Consider the following 21,906-nt stretch of genomic DNA (forward strand, 5'->3'; position numbering starts at 1 on the left):
ACCGGATAAGCAAAATGCGGAACGTTGCCGAAATTGTATTCTTTGATCCTCAAAGTCCGGATTAGAATTAAAAATAGAAATTGCTAAAAAAAAACGAGATTATTGCTACAACTCAAACGAAAGGCTAGCAATGCAGGGAGAACGGTCTAAAATTCAAGTTTGTACAAATGAATACATACGATTTGACTCTGTATAATCTCGCGAATTCTCCTCTGTTCGTCCTTTCCGCCTCCTCTTTTAAAAATCCCCCTTCAAAACCTCCCCGTTTTCGAATAGCATAAGAAGTAGGAAGCCAATTGCAGCAGCCATACCCACATAAGTCCATACTTAGATCACTTCACTTCATCTTATTGATAAAGCGCTTACTAAACATCCAACATGCCTACGAAACGGGGGAGAACGATGGAAACCTACATATTGTCATTGGATCAGGGGACGACAAGCTCGCGGGCGATTTTGTTTAATAAAGCGGGCGAAATCGTTCATATCGCGCAAAAGGAGATAACTCAGCATTTTCCCCAGCCCGGCTGGGTGGAGCATAACGCCAACGAAATTTGGGGGTCGATTTTGTCGGTCATCGCGTCGGTGCTGTCGGAATCGGGCGTGAAGCCGGAGCAGATCGAAGGCATCGGCATCACCAACCAGCGGGAAACGACCGTCGTGTGGGATAAGGAAACGGAAGAGCCGGTGTACCATGCGATCGTGTGGCAGTCGCGGCAGACGGGCGGCATATGCGAGGAACTGAAAGCGAAAGGATACGACGACAAGATCCGCGAAAAAACCGGGCTGCTCATCGATCCGTATTTTTCGGGAACGAAGGTCAAGTGGATTCTCGACCATGTGGAAGGCGCCCGCGAAAGAGCCGAGCAGGGCAAGCTCCTGTTCGGCACCATCGATTCCTGGCTGATCTGGAAGTTTACCGGGGGCAAACGGCATGTCACCGACTATTCCAACGCTTCCCGCACGCTGATGTACAACATCCACGAACTCCGATGGGACGACGAGCTGCTGGAAATCCTGGGCGTGCCTGCTTCGATGCTGCCGGAAGTGCGCCCATCCTCCGAAATTTACGGGCACACGGTGAAGCACCACTTTTTCGGGCAGGAGGTTCCGATTGCCGGGGCGGCCGGAGACCAGCAAGCGGCGTTGTTCGGGCAGGCTTGTTTTGACGAAGGGATGGCGAAAAACACGTACGGCACCGGCTGCTTCATGCTCAAACATACCGGCGAAACCGCTGTTCGCTCCGGGCACGGGTTGTTGACCACCATCGCCTGGGGCATTAACGGCCGCGTGGAATACGCGCTGGAAGGCAGCATTTTCGTGGCGGGATCGGCGGTGCAGTGGCTCCGGGACGGACTGCGGATGCTGAAGGATTCCAAAGAAAGCGAAAATTACGCAAACCGGGTCGCAAGCACGGAAGGCGTTTATGTCGTGCCTGCATTCGTAGGCCTCGGTACGCCGTATTGGGACAGCGATGTGCGCGGAGCGGTGTTTGGCTTGACCCGCGGCACCTCCAAAGAGCATTTTATCCGGGCGGTACTGGAGTCGCTCGCTTACCAGACGCGGGACGTCATCTCGGCGATGGAGGGCGATTCGGGCATCGAGCTGCGGACGCTCCGCGTAGACGGCGGGGCCGTGCAGAACAACTTCCTGATGCAATTCCAAAGCGACCTGCTTGGCGTGCCGGTGGAACGGCCGGTGATCAACGAAACGACGGCGCTGGGCGCGGCTTATTTGGCCGGACTTGCGGTCGGCTATTGGAAAAGCCAGGAGGAAATATCCGCCATGTGGGCCAAGGAGCGCCAATTCGAGCCTGCGATGGGGGAAGAGGAGCGCGATAAGCTGTATGCCGGGTGGAAAAAAGCGATCCACGCCGCCATGGCATTCAAATAGAAGGAGAGAAGAGCCCCGCAACCGGCGGGTCTCTTTTGTTTTCAGCATCCTGCGAATCAGCAGAAAGGAGGGACGCATATGGCCCAACATGTCTGCCAGCCTGATCATGGTTGTTTCGCCTTTGCTTGGGTGAACGCTGATCCGCAAACTGGGCGTAGGGAAGGTATTCCTTTATATGCGGATCCTGGTTCTCGCCATGGGCGTGATATGCTTGCTTTCTCAGCGCAGCTTTGGGCCGTCCGGCCGGAATCGGCATTATTCGGAGGGGCGTGCGCGGGAATCCGCTTGAAACCCTAAAGTTCATGCCGTAAAACTTCCATAGACTGAATAAATATTTGCCCACGACGCGGCCCGCTGCCTTTCCGATCCAAGTGGTGGGCCGTTTTTGTGCGGAAATAAACCCCGATTTGCTGGGGATTTATCATCCCTTCTTTCCGAAACATGAACATTTTTCCGAAATTATGTAACTATTCCCCTGTTTGAAACGTGTTTAGATTGAGGGGATGAAATGGCCAAACGCAGCACGCTCGAAAGCGTATATCGAACTTATATGCCGGACGTTTACCGATATTTGCGTTCCCTTTGCGGGGACGATGCGACAGCGGAAGACTTGGTGCAGGAGACGTTTTACCGCGCTTATTTGCACCTCGAAAATTATAGGGATGAGCAGGTCAAACCTTGGCTTTTCCGCGTCGCCTACCATGCGTTGATCGATCTGAAGCGCAAAGAGAGCCGGAGCATCGCGTCTGCGGACGAGTGGTTTCATCGCTTGCCGGACGACGACGGGAATGGGCCGGAATCGGTGCTTTTGCGCAAAGAGGGGCATGACCGGCTGTTGGCATGGATTGGGGGGCTGCCGGAGATGCAGAAGCAAGCGGTGGTTCTGGTGGATCTGCATCAATTTTCGTACCAGGAGGGCGCGGAGATCATGGGCATCACGTTGTCCCATTTTAAGGTCGTGCTGTTTCGGGCGCGGCAGCAGCTGAGGAAGATTCGGGAAAAGGAGGAGCGGGATGAGCGACGATTTTAAGCAAAAGCTCCGGGATTACAAGGACGGAAAACTGTCCGGGGAGGAGCGGGAAGAGCTGGAGCGTGAACTCGAAAAGATGGAGGTCTATCAATCCTATCTGGATGAAATGATGGACCTTGAAGAACACGCGGCAAATGCGAACCCTCGTCCCCTATCGGACGCCGAAAAGAAAAGGCATAAACGTGAAGCCAGGCTGCTGAGAAAAGGAAAATGGAAGGCGCGGATCGGGACGGCGTTTACGTTGATCGGCTTTTTTATCGGCTTTAGCATCCTGTGTTCGATCGGCACGTCCATTTTTTATCAGGCGGGAGATACGAGTTTTAGCGAAATCAACCGCGACGTCGTGAAATCGGCGTTTGCGGTCGGTTATCCGAATGTGACGATTCAACCCAACAGCAACGCCGGAACCTATTTTAATATGAAGATTAGCGGCAAAATGTCCAAACGTATCGGGGACGAACAACGGGAGGTCGGCGATTTTTCGGCGACGTATTCCTTTCAATGGCTCCGGCTTTATGATTTTTCCTGGTCGGACAGCAGCGTGGCCTATAAGGGATCGTTTCTTTTCCCGGGTTATCAGGGGGGCGACAGCGGGCCGGAATGGACACGGCTGGAGAAGCTGCCTGAAGGAACGGTGGCGGAGGCCTATGTTTCTTATAAAAAGCTCTATTCGACCGACGAGTTTTTGAAAAGGTTCGAGGGCAAACATTACGACCCGCTTTGGTTTGCCGTTGACAATGGGGACTCAGACATCAAACGCTTTGACGGGCTCGTCATCAGCCCGATCGGTTTTCCGGCGATGCCGGTATGGCACCCGGGGGACGGCCAAGTGACCGAAGGCCCAAAACAAAAAGTCGGACCGTTTGTCACCATGAGCTCATCTTCCACCTCGTACCCTCCGATCGATCCGTACGGCTCCGGCGCTTTGCGGGAAGCGAATTTCATCCAGACGCTGCGCGTCCTGTACCAACATAAACGGGCTGCCGGGAGTCTGGTTCCCTCCGTCGATTTCAAAGCAACGCTGGACTACATCGAAAATAACGGGGTCAAAATCTACGGTGCCGTCATTACCGGACCGACCAAAGAAATTTTAAAACTGAAGGAAGATCCGGAAGTATCCGCGATCCGCATCGGGGAGGTTGCGCTGTGGAACTGGCGCGAATAGGCCGCGCCGAATGATTTACTCATAAACCGTCTTTTCAGGCAACGGCCGAGAGGGGCGGTTTATTTTTGCATGCAGCCCTACCGAAAGGATCCTTTTTTTTCGAGACATGCACTCCCAACCTCCTAATGGGCCGGCGGACTGGCAACAATGGTTGACAGAGGCACCACGCGCTCATGAAAAAATCAAAGAACGGCACAGGCCGAAATGCCTTATAATGAAAAAATAAAAAAACGGAGTAGGGAGTGCTGTATATGAATATCAAGGATCAAAGGGAACATCGTCAGTACCCTGAACAAACCAAAGCGGACGCATCCCGGGCGACGTATGAACGGGATTATTCGCGGCTGATCCATTCGCCGACGTTCCGCCGCCTGCAAGGGAAATCGCAGGTCTTCGGTGCCGGCACGGGCGATTATTACCGGACGCGCCTGACGCATTCGCTGGAGGTGGCGCAAATCGCGCGGGAAGCGGCCAAAAGTCTCGTGCGGGCTTACCCGGAAGTAACCGAGGAACAGGCCGGCAACCCCGGGCTCGTGATCGATCCGGAGGTGGTGGAATGCGCGGCGATCGCGCATGATTTCGGGCATCCGCCTTTCGGCCATAAGGGCGAAGAAGTGCTGGACGGCATTTTGGAGCAACTGATCAAGGATAAAACGAAAGAAGCCGTGGAAGGGCTCTACATGAATTCCGAGCAAATCCAGGACGTGCGGACGCGGATGCGGCATAAATACGAGCATTTTGAAGGGAATTCGCATAATTTCCGGCTGATCATGTTTCTGGAAAAACGCGAAAACGTGGACGGCCTGAATCTCTCCGACGCCGTGCTGCTTGGCATCAACAAATATCCGTTTCCCGGCACGGTCAATAAAAAGGGCTTGTACAAGCATGAATGGAGCTATATTTCGGAGATTCGCAACGAATGGGGCATTCCGGCAGGAAAAAGAACGCTGGAATCCCAGCTGATGGACCTGTGCGACGACATTGCCTATTCGGCCCATGATCTGGAGGACGGCATCAAGGCGGGAAAAATCGAAGTGCATGAGCATTTTCTATATGACCCGTACATTATCCGGCTGATCATCGAAAAAATCATGACGCTCGAGGACGCTTTCTGGCAGGGCTGGGACGCGGACCGCATCCGGCTGAAGGTGGAAGAGGTCATGGCCGCTTTTCTTCACGTGTGGAAGGAGAAGCTGCCGTATTGCGAGCATGATTTTTCGCGGGCGCGGCGCGAGGTCAAAGCCTTTTGGGTGAGCCATTTTGTCGGCAGCCTGGGCGTCATCCCGGACGGGGATTGGAAAAAGGTCACCTTCATCAAAGGACAGGAAGAAGATTTCGATATGCTTCGGACCGTCAGCGTGCTGAAAAGCTTTGCGTGGGTGACGATGATCCGCGACCTGCGCGTGCAGCGCCTGCAAAAACGGAGCGAATGGATGATCAAACGGCTGTGGGACGCTTTCCTTGATCCGGTGGCATCGAAATCCATCATTCCTTCCGACTGGCTGCAGCGGTTCGAAAGGGATCAGGCCAGCCCGAACCCGATCTGGACTTGGGAGCATATGGTGATCGATTATATTGCGGGCATGACGGACGCCTTTGCGGAAAAGATTTATAATGAACTGTACGGACTGAAGGTCGGGTCCATTTACGATTTGGATTAAGCGGCCGGGTTCACTTGAGAAGAGACGAGAAACAGCGGCATGAGGGGAGAGTTTCGCAGATGGTTACGGGGTTAAGCTTGGGAGTGCTGGACTTGGTTCCGAAAATCGGGGACGCTTCTTACGAACAAGCCCTGCAAGAGGCGGCGGCGCTGGCCGTATCCGCGGAAAAATGGGGTTATGAACGTTACTGGGCGGCCGAACACCATGATCTGAAGGATTTGGCCTGCGCGTCGCCGGAAGTGCTGCTGGCTCACATCGGGGCGAAAACGAAACGCATTCGCCTTGGCACGGGCGCGCTGCTGCTGCCCCATTACAGCCCGCTGAAGGTCGCGGAAAGCTTCCGCCTTCTGGCGGCGCTGTATCCGGGACGGATCGACCTCGGCATCGGGCGGGCGCCCGGCGGGTCGGCCCACGCTTCGATGGCGCTTAGCGGCAATTTCCTGCAAAACGTGGCGGATATGCCCAAAAAGCTGCGCGCATTGATCAAGCTGCTGGAAGACCGTTATATGTATGAGGACAGGCTGGTCCAGGCGCGGCCGCTGCCGACGGTGCAGCCCGATGTGTGGATGCTTGGAACGAACAGCAAAAGCGCCGGTTTTGCCGCCGAATACGGGACCGGGTATGTTTTCGGGCAGTTTATGAGCGAGCGGGACGGGGCCGAAGTGCTGCAAACGTACCGCGAACAGTTCAAGCCGTCGGCATTGCTGGACAAACCCCGTGCGATGCTGTCGATCGGGGTCATCTGCGCCCGGACGGAGGCGAAAGCCCGGAAGCTGCTGGAGGACGCAAAGCTGCCGGGACCCGAGCGGGCCGCGGAGCAGGAGGAGCCGGAGGAGCACTCCGATCCGCAAAGGCGATTGATATCGGGTACGCCCGAGCAGGTGCGGGAACGGCTTGTCCGGGTGGCGGAATCGACCGGATGCCGGGAGTTTTTGATCTTTTGCCCCATCCAGGATTACCGGCACCGCCTGGAATCTTACAGGCTTTTGGCCGCCGGCGGCTGGAAAGGGTAAGAAGCCGAAAGATGCAGGGAAAGGTACGGGTTACATGGATGAATAAAAAACAGGAACAGGCAAGTGGTCGGATGCATCGGCCGATGCATGAACAAATCGCTGGGCGAATGGATGAACCAATCGATGAACGGATCGGTGAACGGATCCAACAAGCGCTGGCCGCCGGCCGCTCGCTTTATCTATACGCGTACGCCAGCCATGAAACGGAAGCCGAGCTTTGCGCGATGGAGCTGCGGGCGCTGTTCGGCGGTAGCACAGAATGGAAGACGGGGGCGCTTTTGCTCAGCCGCCGGAGGATCGACCCGGATCGCAGCCCGTTTCTAAACCTGCGTCTGGATATCGCCGCTTGCGGGGACTCTGCGGAAAAAATCGCCGAGCTCGCGGGCTCAAGGCGTTGGGTAGAAAGCGGAGAAACGTTTAAGGTCACGTACATCAAAGCCGGGGATCCGTTTGATTATGCAGAACAAAGAAGCTTCGAACGGCTGGTCGGCAGCCGGATTCAGGGCAAGGCGGACATGAAGCATCCCGATGTGACGCTGGGGCTGACGGCTGTGAACGGGACTTGGGTGCTTGGCGTATGGCATGCCTCAAAGCGGGCTTGGCACGCGCATATTCATAAGCCGCAGAATTATTCCACCGGCCTTTCCGCGGCCGTGGCCCGGGCGCTAGTGAACATCGCGGCTCCGGAGACGGAAGGCTTGCGCCTGCTTGATCCCTGCTGCGGCATGGGAAACGTCCTGATCGAGGCATTATCCATGGGGCTGGATATCCGGGGAAGGGACATCAATCCGCTTGCGATCCGCGGCGCCAGAACGAACCTCAAGCATTACGGATTTCCCGAAACGCTGGTGACGCTTGGGGATATGAACGACCTGGAAGGCCATTACGATGCGGCGGTGTTGGACATGCCCTACAATCTGTGCTCGGTGCTTCCGGAAGAAGAGCAGCGGAGGATGCTGACAAGCCTGCGCCGCCTGGCGCCCCGCGCGGTGATCGTCACGACGGAAGAGGATGTGCGGGTCCGGGTGGAAGAAGCGGGATATCGGATCGCCGATGAATGCCAAGTGAGGAAGGGAAGCTTCGTGCGGCAGGTGTGGCTTTGCGAAGCGCTCCAGTAACATGCGGGAAATCGAAATTATAATATATGGGGATGGGGGGCCTGCGCCGAGGCTCCCCGGCCAATACCGGGGCATTGAAAGTTCCGGGTCGTACTTTAAAGGGGGGACCGCGTTGGTCCTCCTCTTTATTTTTTTGCGGGCCTTTAAACAGTATCATTTTTTGGCATGATTAGAAGTTATGATAAACCCATCAAGAGAAAAGACGAATCATTGAAAATTTAAAGCGAAGGAAGGAATCGAAGATGAAAAATTACACCCTTGAGGAAAAAGAAAGCTTTAACGTTTTGGGCATTGGGACGGAGCTTCGAAGCGATTATACGGACTATGCCGGCATAAACCAGGAGAAGGCCGACTTTCGGAAAGCCGTGATGCAAGACGGAAGACTGGACGCTTTAAAATCCGTAGCCGCAAACGACTGCATTTTTGCCGTCAACGAAGCGGTAAACAACAAGATGATGTACTACGCCGGCGTCATGACGGAGGCCTCGGTACCCGAAGCAACCCGCGTGATTGAGTTTCCTAAAGGGGAATACCTCGTGGTCAAAGGGGAAGGGAAAACGGCCGATGAGCTGGGCAACATCCTTTCCGGCATTGCCTTTGGTCAAGTTTTGCCGGAAGCCACCGATTTTGCCTATGTCGGCGGGCCAAACGTGACGGTGGAGATGGGTGAGCGAAACGGTTTGGTATATGGAGAAATGTGGATTCCTGTCGTTAGGAAATAGAGACGTTCGCGGCTCGTCTTTTTGAAACAAAAAAAGATTTTATAATGATGAGGAGGAGTCAAAATGAGTAAGATGGTCGGTGTGGAAACAAGTATGAAAGTCTATCCCCAGCCCCTTGGAAAAAGGGTGGCTTATTGGTCAGTTACATCATTGCTCGTCATTGCGATTGCGCTAAGCGGGATCGGACAGCTGATGCAATTTGGAGGAAACATCGATTTGGTGAAAAATCTGGGGTATCCATTATACGTATTGACCATTCTCGGGATTTGGAAGGTGCTGGGGGCCGTCGCTCTCGTCGTGCCGGGCTTGCCTCGGCTTAAAGAATGGGTTCACGCCGGGATCTTCTTTTTAATGACGGGCGCGGCATGTTCCCATGCATTTGCTAACGATTATGGAGATTACGGGTTTAATCTGATCCTCCCGCTTTCCTATGCTGCACTAAATATGCTCTCGTGGGCTCTGCGGCCATCGAATAGACGCTTGTCTTAAGGAGATGGAGAGGAAAAGGCGCCCGTTTGCGCCGAATGAAAAAATACCCCTTACAGGGGATCGGAGGCCTGCATGGCGCTCCGGTGCCCGGTTAAGGGATATTTTTCGTTAAAGCCTATCGTTTTCTCAAATATGCCCGAAATTTTAATACATCCGCCCGTAATCCACCAGATTGCGAGGCGGTTTTTGGCCTTGGGCGTAGGCTTTGAGGTTCTCCGTAAAAATGTCGATGACGCGTTCGGTATAACGGTCGTTGCTGCCCGCGACATGCGGAGTGATGATGACCTGCTCCATGTTCCAGAGCGGATGGTCCGCCGGAAGCGGCTCCGCTTCGAATACGTCGAGGCCCGCGCCGCTCAGCCGGCCGCTTTTGAGGGCATCCATAAGCGCATCCGTATCCACCGTAGGTCCGCGGCCGACATTGAAGAAATAAGCGCCCTCCTTGGTTGCGTTCCAAGCCGCTGCATTAAAGATGTGGCGCGTTTCGGCCGTCAACGGCAGGATGTTCACGATGTAATCGCCTTGTCCCAGCGCCTCATGCAGGCCGTCCATCGTATACATCCGGTCCACATGCGGTTCCGGCTTGTCCGACCGTCTGACGCCGATTACCCGCATGCCGAACGCTTTCGCAAGCCGGGCCGTTTCGCGGCCGATTTCGCCCACGCCGACGATGACCAGCGTTTTGCCGCTGATTTCGCCCAACGTGGCGAGACCGGGAACGGAGAGGTCGGATTTCCACTCTTTTTTCAGTTGATGGCGAACCGCCATATGCAGCTGGCGCGAGAACGAAAGCATCATGCCGATGATGCTTTCCGAGATCGGGATCGCGTGCACGCCGCTGGCGCTCGTGAGCAGCACCCCTTTGTCCCGCAGGCGTTCCAAAGGCAGCGTATCCACGCCCGCCGACCAGGTCTGCACCCATTTCAGCTTGCTGGTTGCGAGCAGGGCGTCTTCGACGATCGTTTTTGACCAGCCGAGAATGACCTCCGCGTTTTGGACCTGTTCCGCGCTGAGTTCCTTTTTATTTTTTACGATCAAATCGTAGCCTGGGGCGGCCTGCTTGATTTGCCCGACTTGATCCGGCGTTAAGGAATGAAGACATACGATAGATTTCATGGTTCGGCTCCTCCGTCGATCGTTATTTGCCTAAGCAGAATTGTTTTTAGGATACCAGATTCCGGCAGGGAGTGAAAAGGCGTTTGGACGAATCGCCGTTGGGGCGGCGGCGAACCAACATCCAGTTTTTCTGGTTCCATGTGCACAGGAATACGCTATAATTAGAGTATTTCATACAGAATTTGGAGGCAAGAATACCGTTATGATGCAAGATGCAGCAGGTAAGGCTTCGGGCCCTCAGCCTGGCTTGATTCGAAGGTTTATGTCGTATTACCGCCCGCATAAACGGCTGTTTATGGTCGATTTCGGCTGCGCGGTGGTGGCGGGCTTGCTGGAGCTCGGGTTTCCGGTCGCCGTCCAGTGGGTCGTGGACCGGCTGCTGCCGGACGGGGCGTGGGGGACGATCGTCGCCGCCGGATGCGGCTTGCTCGCTTTATATTTGATCAGCATGGGGCTGCAGTTTATCGTCAGCTATTGGGGGCATAAGCTGGGGATCAACATCGAGTCGGATATGCGCCAGCAGGCGTTTAATCACGTGCAGAAGCTGTCCTTCAAGTTTTTTGACAATACGAAAACGGGGCATCTCATGTCGCGCATGACCAACGACTTGTTTGATATCGGGGAAATGGCCCACCATGGGCCGGAGGACATGTTTATCGCCGTCATGACCTTTTTCGGGGCGTTTGCGATCATGTGGTCGGTGAACTGGCAGCTTGCCCTGATCACGTTTATCGTCATGCCGGTCATCGTATGGATGATCGTGTATTTTAACCAGAAGCTGAACCATGCTTCCTCGGAAATGTTCCGCAACATCGCGGAGCTGAACGCCGGCGTGGAAGACAGCGTGTCCGGCATCCGGGTCGTCAAATCGTTCGGCAACGAGGAATACGAAATCGCGCGTTTCCGCGAAAGCAACGCCGCATTCCGCCTCGCCAAGCTTCGGTCGTACCTGGCCATGTCGTTCAGCGTCTCGGGCATGTACATGCTGACGCGGTTGATTTCGCTGATCGTGCTCGTCTGCGGGGCCTGGTTTGCATACCAAAACAAGCTGAGCTACGGCGAATTGGTGGCATTTTTGCTGTACGTCAACATTTTTCTGAAGCCGATCGACAAAATCAACGCCTTGATGGAAATCTATCCGAAAGGAATGGCGGGTTTCAAGCGCTTCTGCCAGCTGATGGACACCGAGCCGGACATCCAAGATCAGCCGGATGCGATAGAGGTGCGGCAGCTCCGCGGGAACATCGAGTTCCGGAACGTTTCCTTCGGCTATGAGAAGCAGCGGCGGATTTTGGAAGGGATCGACCTGAGCGTCCAAGCCGGGGAGACGGTAGCGCTCGTCGGGCCTTCGGGTGCCGGCAAGTCGACGCTGTGCAGCTTGATCCCGCGGTTTTACGAGGTGGAGGAAGGAAGCATCACGATTGACGGCATCGATATCCGCGAAATGACCCAGCAATCGCTCCGCTCGCAAATCGGCATGGTGCAGCAGGACGTGTTTCTGTTCAGCGGGACGATCCGGGAAAATATCCTTTACGGCAACTTGAACGCCGCCGAGGATGAGCTGATGGATGCGGTGCGCAAAGCCCATCTGGAGTCGCTGGTCGCCTCCCTGCCGGACGGGCTGGATACGGTCATCGGCGAGCGGGGGCTCAAGCTGTCGGGCGGGCAGCGCCAACGGCTGGCGATCGCAAGGATGTTTTTGAAAAATCCTCCGATCCTGATTTTGGACGAAGCGACGTCGGCTCTCGACACCGAAACGGAAGCGATCATCCAGGAGGCGCTGGAAGCTTTGGCGGTGAACCGGACCACGCTCGTCATTGCGCACCGGCTGGCCACCATCCGGAACGCGGACCGGATCATCGTCGTCACGGAGGAAGGCATCGCCGAACACGGGCGGCATGAGGAGCTGCTGAGAAGCGGGGGCGTGTACGCAAGATTGCACCAGGCGCAATTTGGGTGAAGCCGAATGCTTGGAGGGATGTTTTGAAGGCTTTTGGAGCTTTCGGAACATCCTTTTTGTTTTGGTGGAAACAGGCGATTTTGGATATGATAAAATGGACGGTATTATATAGTAGCAAAAATTTGTGAAAGGAGCAGATTTTACTTGGACAAGGAAAATAAGGAGCGGCCGCTGCGGCTGTTTATCGCGGTGAGATTGCCGGATGAATTGAAATCGGTGATGGAACGTTGGCGGGAAGCCCATCAACATCTGTATCCTTTCAAAAAATGGACGCACAGGGAAGATTATCATATTACGGTGCAATTTTTAGGGGACGTCGAACCGGAGCGCGTGCCGGCAATCACGGAAAAATTAAAGTCCATCGCCAGCCAATTTCGCCCATTTGAGCTTGGTTTTGGAAAGGCGGGGGCGTTTGGCGCAGAGGCCTCCCCGAGAGTGCTCTGGGCTGGAGTAATTGACTACAAAAACGACCTCGCAAAACTGCAGGAAAAGGTGACGGACGCCATGGAAACCTTAGGGTTCGCCAAAGAGTCCAGACCTTATCGCCCGCACATCACGATCGCCCGAAAATACGCGGGAAATCAGGGGTTTCAGCTGGCTTCGATGCCCCCTCTGCTTCCGCAAACAGCGGCTTCGGAACAAGGGGGCGACATGGCAACATGGATCGTCGATGAATTTGTACTTTTTTCCACACATTTGCACGAAAAGCCAATGTATGAGATACTAGAATCCTTCCGTATGGAAAATTCGTAGATTGATATTTTCGAGCGTTTTTAGCATACATGGATTTTGCGGGCATCCGGGCGAGGATGTCCGGCAAGATCCGATCATTCAAAACATTCCTGCACATAAAACAATAGCTTGTTCCCTTTAGCCGTATCTGTGAACCGTAAAATTGTGCCGTCACGAAGCTGTTTGGTGTTGTAAAGATGTAACAAACGTATTTTCCGTTTTCTCGTATTCGCGGATGCAGCAAATCACTGAAAATATTAACAGGTTTTCAAAACCTCTATTTTCGGTTACATGAGAATGATGCAAGATGATCGTCATTTGCAAAATTCGGTGTGAAAAGGGAATGTGCCGGGAGTAGTGGGAGGAAAAACATGTACACTTTAAGACAAAACCGCTGGATGGCTTTGCTGATCGGAGTTCTTCTGGTGTGTTTCTCTGCGATTTGTTTGCTTCTGCAAGACGAGCAGGCGAAAAAACTGCAGCATAAAGGCAATATGACGCTGGACCGGATCGGTGCGGTTTCTTTGAGCATGAACGATAACGCGAGCGCGGTGAACAAGGAACATATACAGGTTCAGGGCAAACGGAGCACGTCGCAACAGACGCGTTTTGAGTTGCCTATTCAATTGCAAAATGTAAATAATTTCAAATCGTGGAATGATAATACGAAAATTGCTTTTGTTGAGCAGCTTCCTTCGACGTCGCCGAAGTCCAAAACGGTGTCGGCACGCGAGCAAGCCCAAGCGAAACCGAAGGTCGTTCAGGCGGAGGCTTCCCATCGGCAAAAGCAAAATCTTCAGCTGACTCCCCCAAAAACATTATTCTTCAGCCGGACTAAACTGCTGAGTCCGTCGGAACGGGCGAAAGCCACCTGGCAGTACAACGTGACCGCTGAAGATGTGCTCCTGCTGCAAAAAATCGTCATGGCAGAAGCAGAAGGCGAACCGTACCAAGGCAAAATCGCAGTCGCGAACGTTGTCTTGAACCGGCTACGGTCAGCCAATTTTCCCAATACGATTAAAAAGGTCATCTATCAAAAACATCAGTTCAGTCCCGTGGCGAACGGACGCTTTGACCGCGTAAAGCCGAACCGGGATTGCATTCGCGCGGTGAACGAGGCGCTGAACGGCAAAAAAGCCGTAACGGATGACACGTATTTCTTCCTGTCCCTGAAGCTGGCGCAGGACCTGACCATTCATCATACCCGCACGTACGAAAAGCGTATCGGCAATCATACTTTTTACAAATAAATCCCAATTCGATATGATAGAGATGGGTTGTACGGGCTTTGCCGTTCAATCCGGAATATCATGTTTTGGCGATCAATTGTAGGAGGTGCCGACGTTTATGAAAATTACGTATTACGGTCATTCATGTGTGTTGGTGGAGGCGGAAGGGAAAAAAATCATCATCGATCCGTTCCTGACGGGGAATCCTGCCGCGACCGTTTCTCCCCGGGATATCCGCGTGGACGCGGTGCTGTTGACGCACGGCCACGGAGATCATTTTGGCGATTGCATCGACATCGCAAAAGCGAATGCGTGCCCGATCGTTGCCGTTTACGAATTGGCGGAATATTGCAAAAGCCAAGGGGTTGAAGCGTACGGTATGAACATCGGCGGCAGTCAGACGTTTGACGGCTTTAAGGTAAAATATACGCTCGCGTTTCACAGTTCTTCGCTTACGGTGGGGGATACCGTGATTTATACCGGCGAACCCGGCGGCATTTTGCTGACGATCGGCGACAAAACCTTTTTCCATGCAGGCGATACCGGACTGTTTGGCGATATGCGCCTGATCGGGGAAATGAACCGGATCGATGCGGCGGCGCTCCCGATCGGCGATTCGCTGACCATGGGGCCCGAGGACGCGCTCGTGGCGGCGGAATGGCTGCGGGCGTCCCACGTTCTTCCGGTACACTACGATACGTTCGAAGGCATCCGGCAGGACGCTTCCGCGTTCTGCGAGCGGCTGGCCCAAAAAGGCATCCAGGGTCACCCGCTGAAATCCGGCGAAAGCTTCGAAATCTAAAACTTCGCTTTCAAAGCAGCGTCATGTCTTCAGACAAACACCACGCCGCTTCCTGGGCATATACTGGTCGGGAATAAGCCTACAGGAAAGGCGGGAGTCTCCCGATGATGGACCGGACGACCGGATGCAGCCCCATCGCCGTTCACGACCTTCAATACATGATTCAGGCGGAGTATCGTTCGATGATTTACGCGCAGCGATTGCTTCAGCTTGCGCCGCCGGAGCACCGGGCGTACTTTGCCAGGAACGTGGAAATGAAGCAGAAGGAGCGCCTTGTGGTCTGGACGCGATGGTATTACCGTTTGACCGCTTGTTATCCGGTGTTCAGCAAGGTTGAGCCTCCCAAGGAATATCCGGACGGGCTCCGCCTGTTGATTGGCGAGGCGCTTGATGCCGCCGAGCTGTACGAGGGACTGCTGCATTGCACGCCGGATCCGCAGCTGCAATGGATGCTGCAGCGCGCCATGAACGGGGAAACCCGCTGGGCTGTCCGGCTGCAATCTTTATATGCAGGTTATGTGGCCGGGGACGGGGATTCGGCGAAAAGCAAAGGGCGGATCGGCGTCATCCGGAAATAATCGCCGCATCCGGCGGGCGCTTCTTGTAGAAGGGGACTTACTCCCCGTGCATCGCCACAAAAAAACAGCTTCCTCCATATTGTTGGAGGGAGCTGTTTTTGCGTCCGCATTTAGGCTGGATCCTATGTAACCTGGTTGAAGAGTCCCTTGCTTTAAGACAGCGTATGTCGATGGAGCCATTCCAGAACCTGCTGCGCGCAATAACAAGGTTTTTTTCCGGGGCCGGTGGCCGTCAGCGCCTTCTGCCTGTCGTTTTCCACCTGGCCGTATTCATGCAAGAGGCGGTGGTGCCAGCGGCGAAGCACCATGGGAGAGATCATCTCCGCGCTGCCCAGCTCCACGAAATATTGGCCGTTTTCTTCCTCCTGCCCGGGAATCGCCTCGTAAAACAGCATCGGAATGCCTTTGGCGAGCCCTTCCGTGCAAGTCATGCCTCCGGGTTTCGTAATCAGCAGGTCGGAAACATCCATCCACCTGTCGATATCCTTCGTATACCCGAGAAGGCGGATATTCGGGTGGGCGAGCTCGGGGGTGCTTTTCATCTTCTGCAGCTGCTTTTCGTTGCTTCCCATGCAAAATATCAACTGAATGTCATCCGCCCAGGACAAGAGCAGACGTATCATTTCTTTATTAAAAGAAACGCCCCAGCCCCCGCTCATGATCAGCACCGTCGGCATCGGCTTCAGTCCCAGTTCTTTCTGCAGCTGCTCCTTGTCCCCTCGTTCCCAAAAATTCGGATGGACGGGGATGCCGGTAACCTGGACCGACTCGGCCGGCACGTTTCGCCGCAGCAGCAGATTCCGCACCTGGGGCGTCGAGACGAGGTATTGGTTCACCTCTTTGTTGACCCAGGTGGCATGGACGTCGTAATCCGTAATGAGCGTGATCAGCGGCGCCTGGATTCCTTTCCGTTTCAGGCGGGAGATCACCGCGTTGGGAAAGGGATGCGTGCAAACGATCAAATCCGGCCTGAGCTGCTTCATCACCCGGGCCGCCTGCGTGTAAAAAATCCGGTGCAGCGCAAGTTTGGTCAGCCGGTTCAGCGATTTGTCGTATTGCTTGCGATAGAGCATTCCGACCAGCCTTGGGCTGCTGCTGACCGTTTTGCGGTAGGCCGAAAGGATGAAGGGGCCCATCTTCGGATTCAAAAAATTGCCGAGCTCAATAACGCGGCATTGCAAATGGGGGTCGAGCCTTTTCATCCCGGCCGCCAGCGCGTGGGCTGCTTGCGTATGCCCGGTGCCGAAACCTTCGGACAGCAGCAGCACTCTCTTTTTTCGCATGTATTCACCCACTTTTCCTTCCTCTATCTTACAGGAGGCCATATCAAAAATCCATAAAAGAGCAAGGGAATCGCCGGAGCATGAAAACCATCGCGGAAAATTGCAGAAAAAATCAAAAAAAGAGGATGGCAAGGGTTGCCAAAAATCGATCGGCGTGCTAAAGTATGAATTGACCAATTGACCGAAATGGAAAATCAGTCATAACTCATGAACGACCATTCCCCACGGAAAGGGGGCGAGGGTATGTCTGCCGTAGATCGCCGAAAGCAAATCCTTCGTGCGGCGGCGCAATCTTTTACGCTTTTTGGGTACAAAGCCACGACGATGGATCAAGTGGCCAAAATAGCAAATGTCGGCAAAGGGACGATTTATACGTTTTTCTCGAACAAGGAAGAGCTGTTTGACGAGATTTTGAATACGGCCATTCTGGAGATGAAACGGTTGGCCGAGAGCAAGGTGGACAGGGAAAAGACCTTTTTCGAGAATCTGTTCAGCGTCCTGGATGCTTTGCTGGAGTTTCGCGGCGAACATGAGCTGTTCATCAAGCTTTCGCAAGAGGTGCGGGACGTCGGAACGCTCAAAGCCAGAGACGGCCTTGCCAGGCTGGAGAGGGTCATCTTGGAGTATTTGGAGAAAGAGATCGCCTATGCGCTGGATCATGAGGAGATCGGCACATGCGATCCTCAGGTGGCCGCTTTTGTCATGTTCAAGCTGTACATTGCGCTGACTTCCGATTACAAGCATGTGCGGGAGCCGCTCGGCAAAGAAGAAATCCACCATTATATCCGTTTATTTTTGGCGGACGGTCTCGCGAATCTTGAATGCAGGCCATATCAGCATACCTGATGAAAAGTGCTTCCCCGTAAGCGGTCCGGACGGACGGCGACGAAGAGGAAGTTTTTATCGGTCAAAAATTGACCGAATGATTAAAACGGTCAATTGGTTTCACCACTTCAATACGGACTTAAGGAGAGAACTATGATGAGGTCATTATCGGTATTCTTAAAGGATATGGCTGCGACGGCCCGCAACCGTAAACTGCTCATTTCCATGATCGCGGTCATTTGCATTCCGGTCATGTATGCCGGACTGTTCCTGGGTGCCTTTTGGGACCCCTACGGCAAAATGGACCAGCTGCCCGTAGCGGTTGTCAATAACGATACCGGGGCGAAGTACGGGGACGAGGAATTGCAGATCGGCAATGATCTCGTTGAGGAGTTGAAAAAAGGGGCGGACTTCGCCTGGAAGTTCGTCAGCCGCGACGAGGCCGAGAAGGGGATGGAGGAGAACCGCTATTATATGACGATCGTCATCCCTGAGGACTTCTCCTCCAAAGCCGCGACGGTACTGGATGAACATCCGCAGCCTTCGGAGATCATTTTCGAGCCGAACGAGGGGTATAACTTCCTGGCTTCCCAAATAGGCGGGACGGCCGTCAAGGAAATCCGGGCCAAAGTATCCGAAAAAGTGACGGAGGCTTATTCCAAAAGCCTGTTTGAACAAATCACCAAGGTAGCGGACGGGCTCGGGGAAGCCGGAAAAGGCGCCTCAAAGCTGTCCGACGGCACGGTTAAGCTGAATGAAGGGGCTGCCAAGCTGAAGGAGAACTTAAGCAAAATGGTAGCGGGCACCGTCAAACTTCAGCAGGGAGTCCAGCCGCTGGCAGGCGGTGCAGCCGATTTGCAGAAAGGCGCGTTGAGCTTGAAAGAAGGCTCTCAGCAGCTTGCAGGCGGTCTTGGACAACTCGCCTCGGCGCATAAGCAGCTGGAAAACGGCGTGAGTGCATCGCATCAGGGCACGGTCCAATTAAAAGAAGGGCTGCAGGCTTCGGCGGCCGGCAGCGCGAAGCTGCAAAGCGGGCTTCAAAGCGCCGTGGAAGGCAGCGGCAAACTGCAAGCAGGATTGGCGGCCACGCTGGAAGGCAGCGGCAAGCTGCAGGACGGCTTGAAGCAATCGGAGGCAGGCAGCGCAAAGCTGGCGGAAAGCATGAGAACGGCTGAAGCCGGGGGAGCCAAGGTCGCCGCAGGCGCCCAAAGCGTGGCGCAGGGCCTCCAGCAGCTGGCTCAGCAGAACCCCGAGCTGGCGCAAAACCCGGCTTTCCAGAAGCTTGTTGCAGCGAGCCAATCGGTAGCCAAAGGCACCGAGGAGCTGCATCAAGGGCAACAACAGCTGAGCGAGGGGACCTCCCAGCTGCATCAATCGCAGCGGCAGCTCGCAAGCGGAGCCGCGGGCCTGCATGACGGGCTGCGGCAGGTTTCGGGAGGCGCGGATGAGCTCGGCAAAGGCGCGAAGCAGCTGACGGCCGGGATGGAGCAGCTGCATCAAGGGCAAAAGGAGCTTCTTGAAGGAGCGACCCGGCTTGAAGCCGGGCAATCCAAGCTGGAATCAGGCATGAAGCAATTCGGCACGAAGCTTGGCGAAGCGGCGGGAGGCGGCAAGCAGCTGGCGAGCGGCGCAGCCCAAATCGCTGAAGGCTCCGGCAAGCTGAAAGGCGGCATGAGCCAATTGGGCAGCGGCGTAGCGGCGATTGCGGACGGCTCCAAGCAGTTGGATGACGGCGCCGGACAATTGACGGAAGGACTCGGCAAGCTGCAGGACGGCTCCGGGGAGCTTGCGTCCAAGCTGAACGAAGCCGCCGAAAAAAGCGGGGAAGTGAGGGCGGGGGACGATAACTTTAAAATGTTCGCCGAACCGGTGAAAATTGAGGAGAAGAAGTTCTCCAAAGTTCCTAACTACGGAACGGGCTTCGCGCCGTATTTCCTGTCCCTGGGACTGTTCGTGGGCGCTTTGATCTCGACCATCGTCATTCCGATGCGGGACAGTTCCGTGCTCGGGGCATCCGGGTTCAACCGGTTCATCAGCCGGACGTTGTCGTTTGTCATGATGAGTGTGCTGCAATCGTTGCTGTCGGCCATCATCATTCTTTACGGTTTGAAGCTTGATGTGAAAAACGTGCCTCTGTTCTACTTGTTTACGTTTATTACGAGTTTGTCCTTTATGTTCATGATTCAGGCCATCGTCACCTGGTTGGATCAGCCCGGGCGCTTTGTCGTCATCGTTCTGCTGATTTTCCAACTGACGACGAGCGCAGGCACGTTCCCGCTGGAGCTCATTCCGGACTGGATGAAAGCCCTCAATCCGCTCCTGCCAATGACGTACAGCGTGATCGGCTTCAAAGCGGTCGTGTCCACCGGCGATTTCGCGGCCATGTGGCAGCAAACGGCCGTGCTTGGCGCGGTAGGTATCGTTTTCCTGGCTCTGACGCTGGTGTACTTCCTGATGAAATCGCATAAAAGCGTCCTCGACCAACAGCAGTCTTCCGTGTCGGCCTAATTTAACGGGAGGCATGAATAAGGGACCGTTCCCCAACGTTTCATTCGGGGGGCGGTCCCGTTTTTGATTTCCGGCATGGTCCGTTGTATCCGGATGTTCTGCCTTTATGGCTCCATGGGCCGATCCAACCTTGATTCAGGCGGAACGGATGCCTTGGTGCCCTTTGCGTCGTACCTTGCATCCGAATCTTCGCGCGGCCGCGTGGTCGGCAATGTGATGAGCGGCTTGCTGCTCGGCATTATGCTCTCGCGCCCGCTGTCGATCCTGGTCGCCGATCTTTTTGGCTGGCATGCCGTATTTGTTTTGTCCGGCGCAGCCGTTTTGGTTTTGGCACTCGTATTGTCGAAGGTGCTGCCTGTGAGACGGCCTTCCTCGAACGCTTCCTACCCGGCGCTGCTCGGATCGATGTGGCGATTGCTGCGAACCACCCCGCTTTTGCGCCGCCGGGCCGCGTATCATGCATGCGTGTTTGCGACGTTTAGCCTGTTTTGGACGACGGTTCCGTTCCTGTTGGCCGGCCCAATGTTTCATTTTTCCCAGAAAGCCATCGCGTTGTTCGCGCTTGCGGGCATCGCGGGCGCGGTTGCCGCGCCTGTGGCCGGACGGCTGGCAGACCGCGGCTGGACCAGGCCCGGCACAGGAATCGCGCTCGTTACGGTTGTCCTGTCGGTGTTGCTGCCGCTGGTCGTCCGGACCGGTTCGCCGGTCGGCGTCGCGGTTCTCGTCGCTGCAGCCATATTGTTGGATGCGGGAGTATCCGCGAATCTTGTGCTTGGACAACGCGCGCTTTTCTCGCTGAGCCCCGAAATACGCAGCCGTTTGAACGGGCTTTTTATGGCTATTTTCTTTTTGGGCGGCGCCGCGGGCTCGGCGGTCGGGGGCTGGGCATACGCCACGGGAGGATGGAGCGCTGCGTTATGGTTCGGTCTGGCATTTCCGGTCGCTGCGATATTATATTTTGCCACGGAGAAAAAATAACGAATCACGCCGAGGGCAGGGGCTGTTGGCCGTTCGCTAAAAAATTCGGCTTGACAATATAAAGGGGATCATGCAATTTTACTGATATCGAATATTGAATAGAGCGCGGAAGCGGGAAAAGAGGAACCACTCTGAAAGCAAATCGCATGGAAGCGTTCAGCGATGGCGTGCTGGCGATTATCATTACGATCATGGTCCTGGAATTCAAAGTGCCGGAAGGCCATGACTGGCATGCGTTGATCGGCCTTGGGCCGAAAGTTCTTAGCTACATTTTCAGCTTCGTGTATGTCGGCATTTACTGGAACAATCACCATCACTTGCTGCACATAGTTCGAACGATGAACGGCCGGTTAATGTGGCTGAACCTGCTGCTTCTGTTCTGGTTGTCCCTGGTGCCGTTCACGACGGCCTGGATGGGGGAAAGCCATTTTGCAGCCACTCCTACCGCATTGTACGGCATGGTTTTAATGCTGGCGGCGTTCTCGTACTGGCTGCTTCAGCGCACGATCATGAACCAGCATGCCGGCGACTCCTCCTTCGTCGTAACGATGGGGAAAGACTGGAAAGGGAAATTGTCTCCGCTGCTCTACTTGTTCGCGGTTTTGACCGCTTACGTGAGTCCATGGTTGTCCGGCATCTTTTTCGTGCTTGTTGCCGTGGTGTGGTTCATGCCGGATCAACGGATCGAGCGTACCTTAAGCCATTAAAAAAACTCTTCAAATCCCGCGTTTCAAGCGGGCTTCGAAGAGTTTTTTTCGCTGATGCGGCACCTCGGCGCGCGATATCTCCGAATCTTCACAAGGT

Annotated in this window: 18 protein-coding genes and 1 pseudogene; 17 read left to right on the forward strand and 2 right to left on the reverse strand. The window is 54.7% G+C overall.

The window, feature by feature from the left end:
- Window positions 1-402 precede the first annotated feature (402 nt).
- The 8 genes from glpK (at window position 403) to AC27KL_RS18060 (ending at window position 9,091) form a co-directional block, all read left to right on the forward strand.
- Window positions 403-1,893, forward strand: coding sequence for a glycerol kinase GlpK (gene glpK / locus AC27KL_RS18025; protein ID WP_487170546.1), 1,491 nt, complete (start codon window positions 403-405; stop codon window positions 1,891-1,893).
- Window positions 1,894-2,401: 508 nt separating this feature from the next.
- Complete coding sequence (locus AC27KL_RS18030) at window positions 2,402-2,923, forward strand: sigma-70 family RNA polymerase sigma factor (protein ID WP_339322296.1); 522 nt, start codon at window positions 2,402-2,404, stop codon at window positions 2,921-2,923.
- Complete coding sequence (locus AC27KL_RS18035; protein WP_487170547.1) at window positions 2,907-4,088, forward strand: anti-sigma factor; 1,182 nt, start codon at window positions 2,907-2,909, stop codon at window positions 4,086-4,088. The genes AC27KL_RS18030 and AC27KL_RS18035 overlap by 17 nt, the downstream gene beginning before the upstream one ends.
- Before the next feature lie 251 nt (window positions 4,089-4,339).
- Window positions 4,340-5,749, forward strand: coding sequence for a deoxyguanosinetriphosphate triphosphohydrolase family protein (locus tag AC27KL_RS18040; RefSeq protein ID WP_212950199.1), 1,410 nt, complete (start codon window positions 4,340-4,342; stop codon window positions 5,747-5,749).
- A 59-nt stretch (window positions 5,750-5,808) separates the two neighbouring features.
- Window positions 5,809-6,762 carry an MsnO8 family LLM class oxidoreductase gene (locus AC27KL_RS18045; protein WP_487170548.1) on the forward strand — a complete coding sequence of 318 codons (954 nt, stop codon included), beginning with the start codon at window positions 5,809-5,811 and terminating at the stop codon, window positions 6,760-6,762.
- A gap of 83 nt (window positions 6,763-6,845) precedes the next feature.
- The gene (locus tag AC27KL_RS18050; RefSeq protein WP_487170549.1) at window positions 6,846-7,880 is read left to right on the forward strand and encodes a THUMP domain-containing class I SAM-dependent methyltransferase; all 1,035 of its coding nucleotides are present in this window, start codon (window positions 6,846-6,848) and stop codon (window positions 7,878-7,880) included.
- A gap of 242 nt (window positions 7,881-8,122) precedes the next feature.
- A complete protein-coding gene (locus AC27KL_RS18055) occupies window positions 8,123-8,602 on the forward strand; it encodes a GyrI-like domain-containing protein (protein WP_487170550.1) in 480 nt (159 codons plus the stop codon).
- 63 nt (window positions 8,603-8,665) lie between these two features.
- Window positions 8,666-9,091 carry a DoxX family protein gene (locus tag AC27KL_RS18060; protein ID WP_487170551.1) on the forward strand — a complete coding sequence of 142 codons (426 nt, stop codon included), beginning with the start codon at window positions 8,666-8,668 and terminating at the stop codon, window positions 9,089-9,091.
- Between the two features lie 144 nt (window positions 9,092-9,235).
- On the opposite strand, the gene AC27KL_RS18065 is transcribed toward AC27KL_RS18060, so the two are convergent.
- Complete coding sequence (locus AC27KL_RS18065; RefSeq protein WP_487170552.1) at window positions 9,236-10,207, reverse strand: D-2-hydroxyacid dehydrogenase; 972 nt, start codon at window positions 10,205-10,207, stop codon at window positions 9,236-9,238.
- A gap of 247 nt (window positions 10,208-10,454) precedes the next feature.
- Here AC27KL_RS18065 and AC27KL_RS18070 point away from each other — a divergent pair, with 247 nt between their 5' ends.
- From AC27KL_RS18070 to AC27KL_RS18090, 5 genes are all read left to right on the forward strand, one after another.
- Complete coding sequence (locus tag AC27KL_RS18070) at window positions 10,455-12,167, forward strand: ABC transporter ATP-binding protein (protein WP_487170699.1); 1,713 nt, start codon at window positions 10,455-10,457, stop codon at window positions 12,165-12,167.
- 144 nt (window positions 12,168-12,311) lie between these two features.
- A complete protein-coding gene (gene thpR, locus AC27KL_RS18075; RefSeq protein WP_487170553.1) occupies window positions 12,312-12,920 on the forward strand; it encodes an RNA 2',3'-cyclic phosphodiesterase in 609 nt (202 codons plus the stop codon).
- A gap of 350 nt (window positions 12,921-13,270) precedes the next feature.
- On the forward strand, window positions 13,271-14,149 hold the full coding sequence (locus AC27KL_RS18080; RefSeq protein WP_487170554.1) for a cell wall hydrolase: 879 nt from the start codon (window positions 13,271-13,273) through the stop codon (window positions 14,147-14,149).
- A 97-nt stretch (window positions 14,150-14,246) separates the two neighbouring features.
- A complete protein-coding gene (locus AC27KL_RS18085) occupies window positions 14,247-14,930 on the forward strand; it encodes a metal-dependent hydrolase (RefSeq protein ID WP_036709049.1) in 684 nt (227 codons plus the stop codon).
- Window positions 14,931-15,034: 104 nt separating this feature from the next.
- Window positions 15,035-15,508 carry a hypothetical protein gene (locus AC27KL_RS18090; protein WP_487170555.1) on the forward strand — a complete coding sequence of 158 codons (474 nt, stop codon included), beginning with the start codon at window positions 15,035-15,037 and terminating at the stop codon, window positions 15,506-15,508.
- Between the two features lie 152 nt (window positions 15,509-15,660).
- On the opposite strand, the gene AC27KL_RS18095 is transcribed toward AC27KL_RS18090, so the two are convergent.
- Entirely contained in the window at window positions 15,661-16,791 is a 1,131-nt protein-coding gene (locus tag AC27KL_RS18095) for an MGDG synthase family glycosyltransferase (RefSeq protein WP_487170556.1), read from the reverse strand.
- 243 nt (window positions 16,792-17,034) lie between these two features.
- Between AC27KL_RS18095 and AC27KL_RS18100 the strand changes: the two genes are divergently transcribed.
- From AC27KL_RS18100 to AC27KL_RS18115, 4 genes and pseudogenes are all read left to right on the forward strand, one after another.
- Window positions 17,035-17,637, forward strand: a complete 603-nt coding sequence (locus AC27KL_RS18100) for a TetR/AcrR family transcriptional regulator (RefSeq protein ID WP_487170557.1) — start codon at window positions 17,035-17,037, stop codon at window positions 17,635-17,637.
- Between the two features lie 135 nt (window positions 17,638-17,772).
- Complete coding sequence (locus tag AC27KL_RS18105; protein ID WP_487170558.1) at window positions 17,773-20,124, forward strand: YhgE/Pip family protein; 2,352 nt, start codon at window positions 17,773-17,775, stop codon at window positions 20,122-20,124.
- 150 nt (window positions 20,125-20,274) lie between these two features.
- Window positions 20,275-21,102: pseudogene (locus tag AC27KL_RS18110) on the forward strand (MFS transporter); the annotation flags it as partial.
- A gap of 131 nt (window positions 21,103-21,233) precedes the next feature.
- Window positions 21,234-21,809, forward strand: coding sequence for a TMEM175 family protein (locus AC27KL_RS18115; RefSeq protein ID WP_036709055.1), 576 nt, complete (start codon window positions 21,234-21,236; stop codon window positions 21,807-21,809).
- The last annotated feature ends 97 nt before the right edge of the window (window positions 21,810-21,906 follow it).

It is taken from the genome of Paenibacillus sp. YAE3 (assembly GCF_057546105.1).

Excerpts from the sequence above, each read along its gene's own strand:
- AC27KL_RS18045 (WP_487170548.1), top strand. The coding sequence starts at position 5,809 with ATGGTTACGGGGTTAAGCTTGGGAGTGCTGGACTTGGTTCCGAAAATC.
- AC27KL_RS18080 (WP_487170554.1), top strand. The coding sequence starts at position 13,271 with ATGTACACTTTAAGACAAAACCGCTGGATGGCTTTGCTGATCGGAGTT.
- AC27KL_RS18060 (WP_487170551.1), top strand. The coding sequence starts at position 8,666 with ATGAGTAAGATGGTCGGTGTGGAAACAAGTATGAAAGTCTATCCCCAG.
- AC27KL_RS18035 (WP_487170547.1), top strand. The coding sequence starts at position 2,907 with ATGAGCGACGATTTTAAGCAAAAGCTCCGGGATTACAAGGACGGAAAA.
- AC27KL_RS18040 (WP_212950199.1), top strand. The coding sequence starts at position 4,340 with ATGAATATCAAGGATCAAAGGGAACATCGTCAGTACCCTGAACAAACC.
- AC27KL_RS18065 (WP_487170552.1), bottom strand. The coding sequence starts at position 10,207 with ATGAAATCTATCGTATGTCTTCATTCCTTAACGCCGGATCAAGTCGGG.
- AC27KL_RS18100 (WP_487170557.1), top strand. The coding sequence starts at position 17,035 with ATGTCTGCCGTAGATCGCCGAAAGCAAATCCTTCGTGCGGCGGCGCAA.
- glpK (WP_487170546.1), top strand. The coding sequence starts at position 403 with ATGGAAACCTACATATTGTCATTGGATCAGGGGACGACAAGCTCGCGG.
- AC27KL_RS18095 (WP_487170556.1), bottom strand. The coding sequence starts at position 16,791 with ATGCGAAAAAAGAGAGTGCTGCTGCTGTCCGAAGGTTTCGGCACCGGG.
- AC27KL_RS18090 (WP_487170555.1), top strand. The coding sequence starts at position 15,035 with ATGATGGACCGGACGACCGGATGCAGCCCCATCGCCGTTCACGACCTT.
- AC27KL_RS18050 (WP_487170549.1), top strand. The coding sequence starts at position 6,846 with ATGCATGAACAAATCGCTGGGCGAATGGATGAACCAATCGATGAACGG.
- AC27KL_RS18105 (WP_487170558.1), top strand. The coding sequence starts at position 17,773 with ATGAGGTCATTATCGGTATTCTTAAAGGATATGGCTGCGACGGCCCGC.
- AC27KL_RS18030 (WP_339322296.1), top strand. The coding sequence starts at position 2,402 with ATGGCCAAACGCAGCACGCTCGAAAGCGTATATCGAACTTATATGCCG.
- AC27KL_RS18055 (WP_487170550.1), top strand. The coding sequence starts at position 8,123 with ATGAAAAATTACACCCTTGAGGAAAAAGAAAGCTTTAACGTTTTGGGC.
- AC27KL_RS18085 (WP_036709049.1), top strand. The coding sequence starts at position 14,247 with ATGAAAATTACGTATTACGGTCATTCATGTGTGTTGGTGGAGGCGGAA.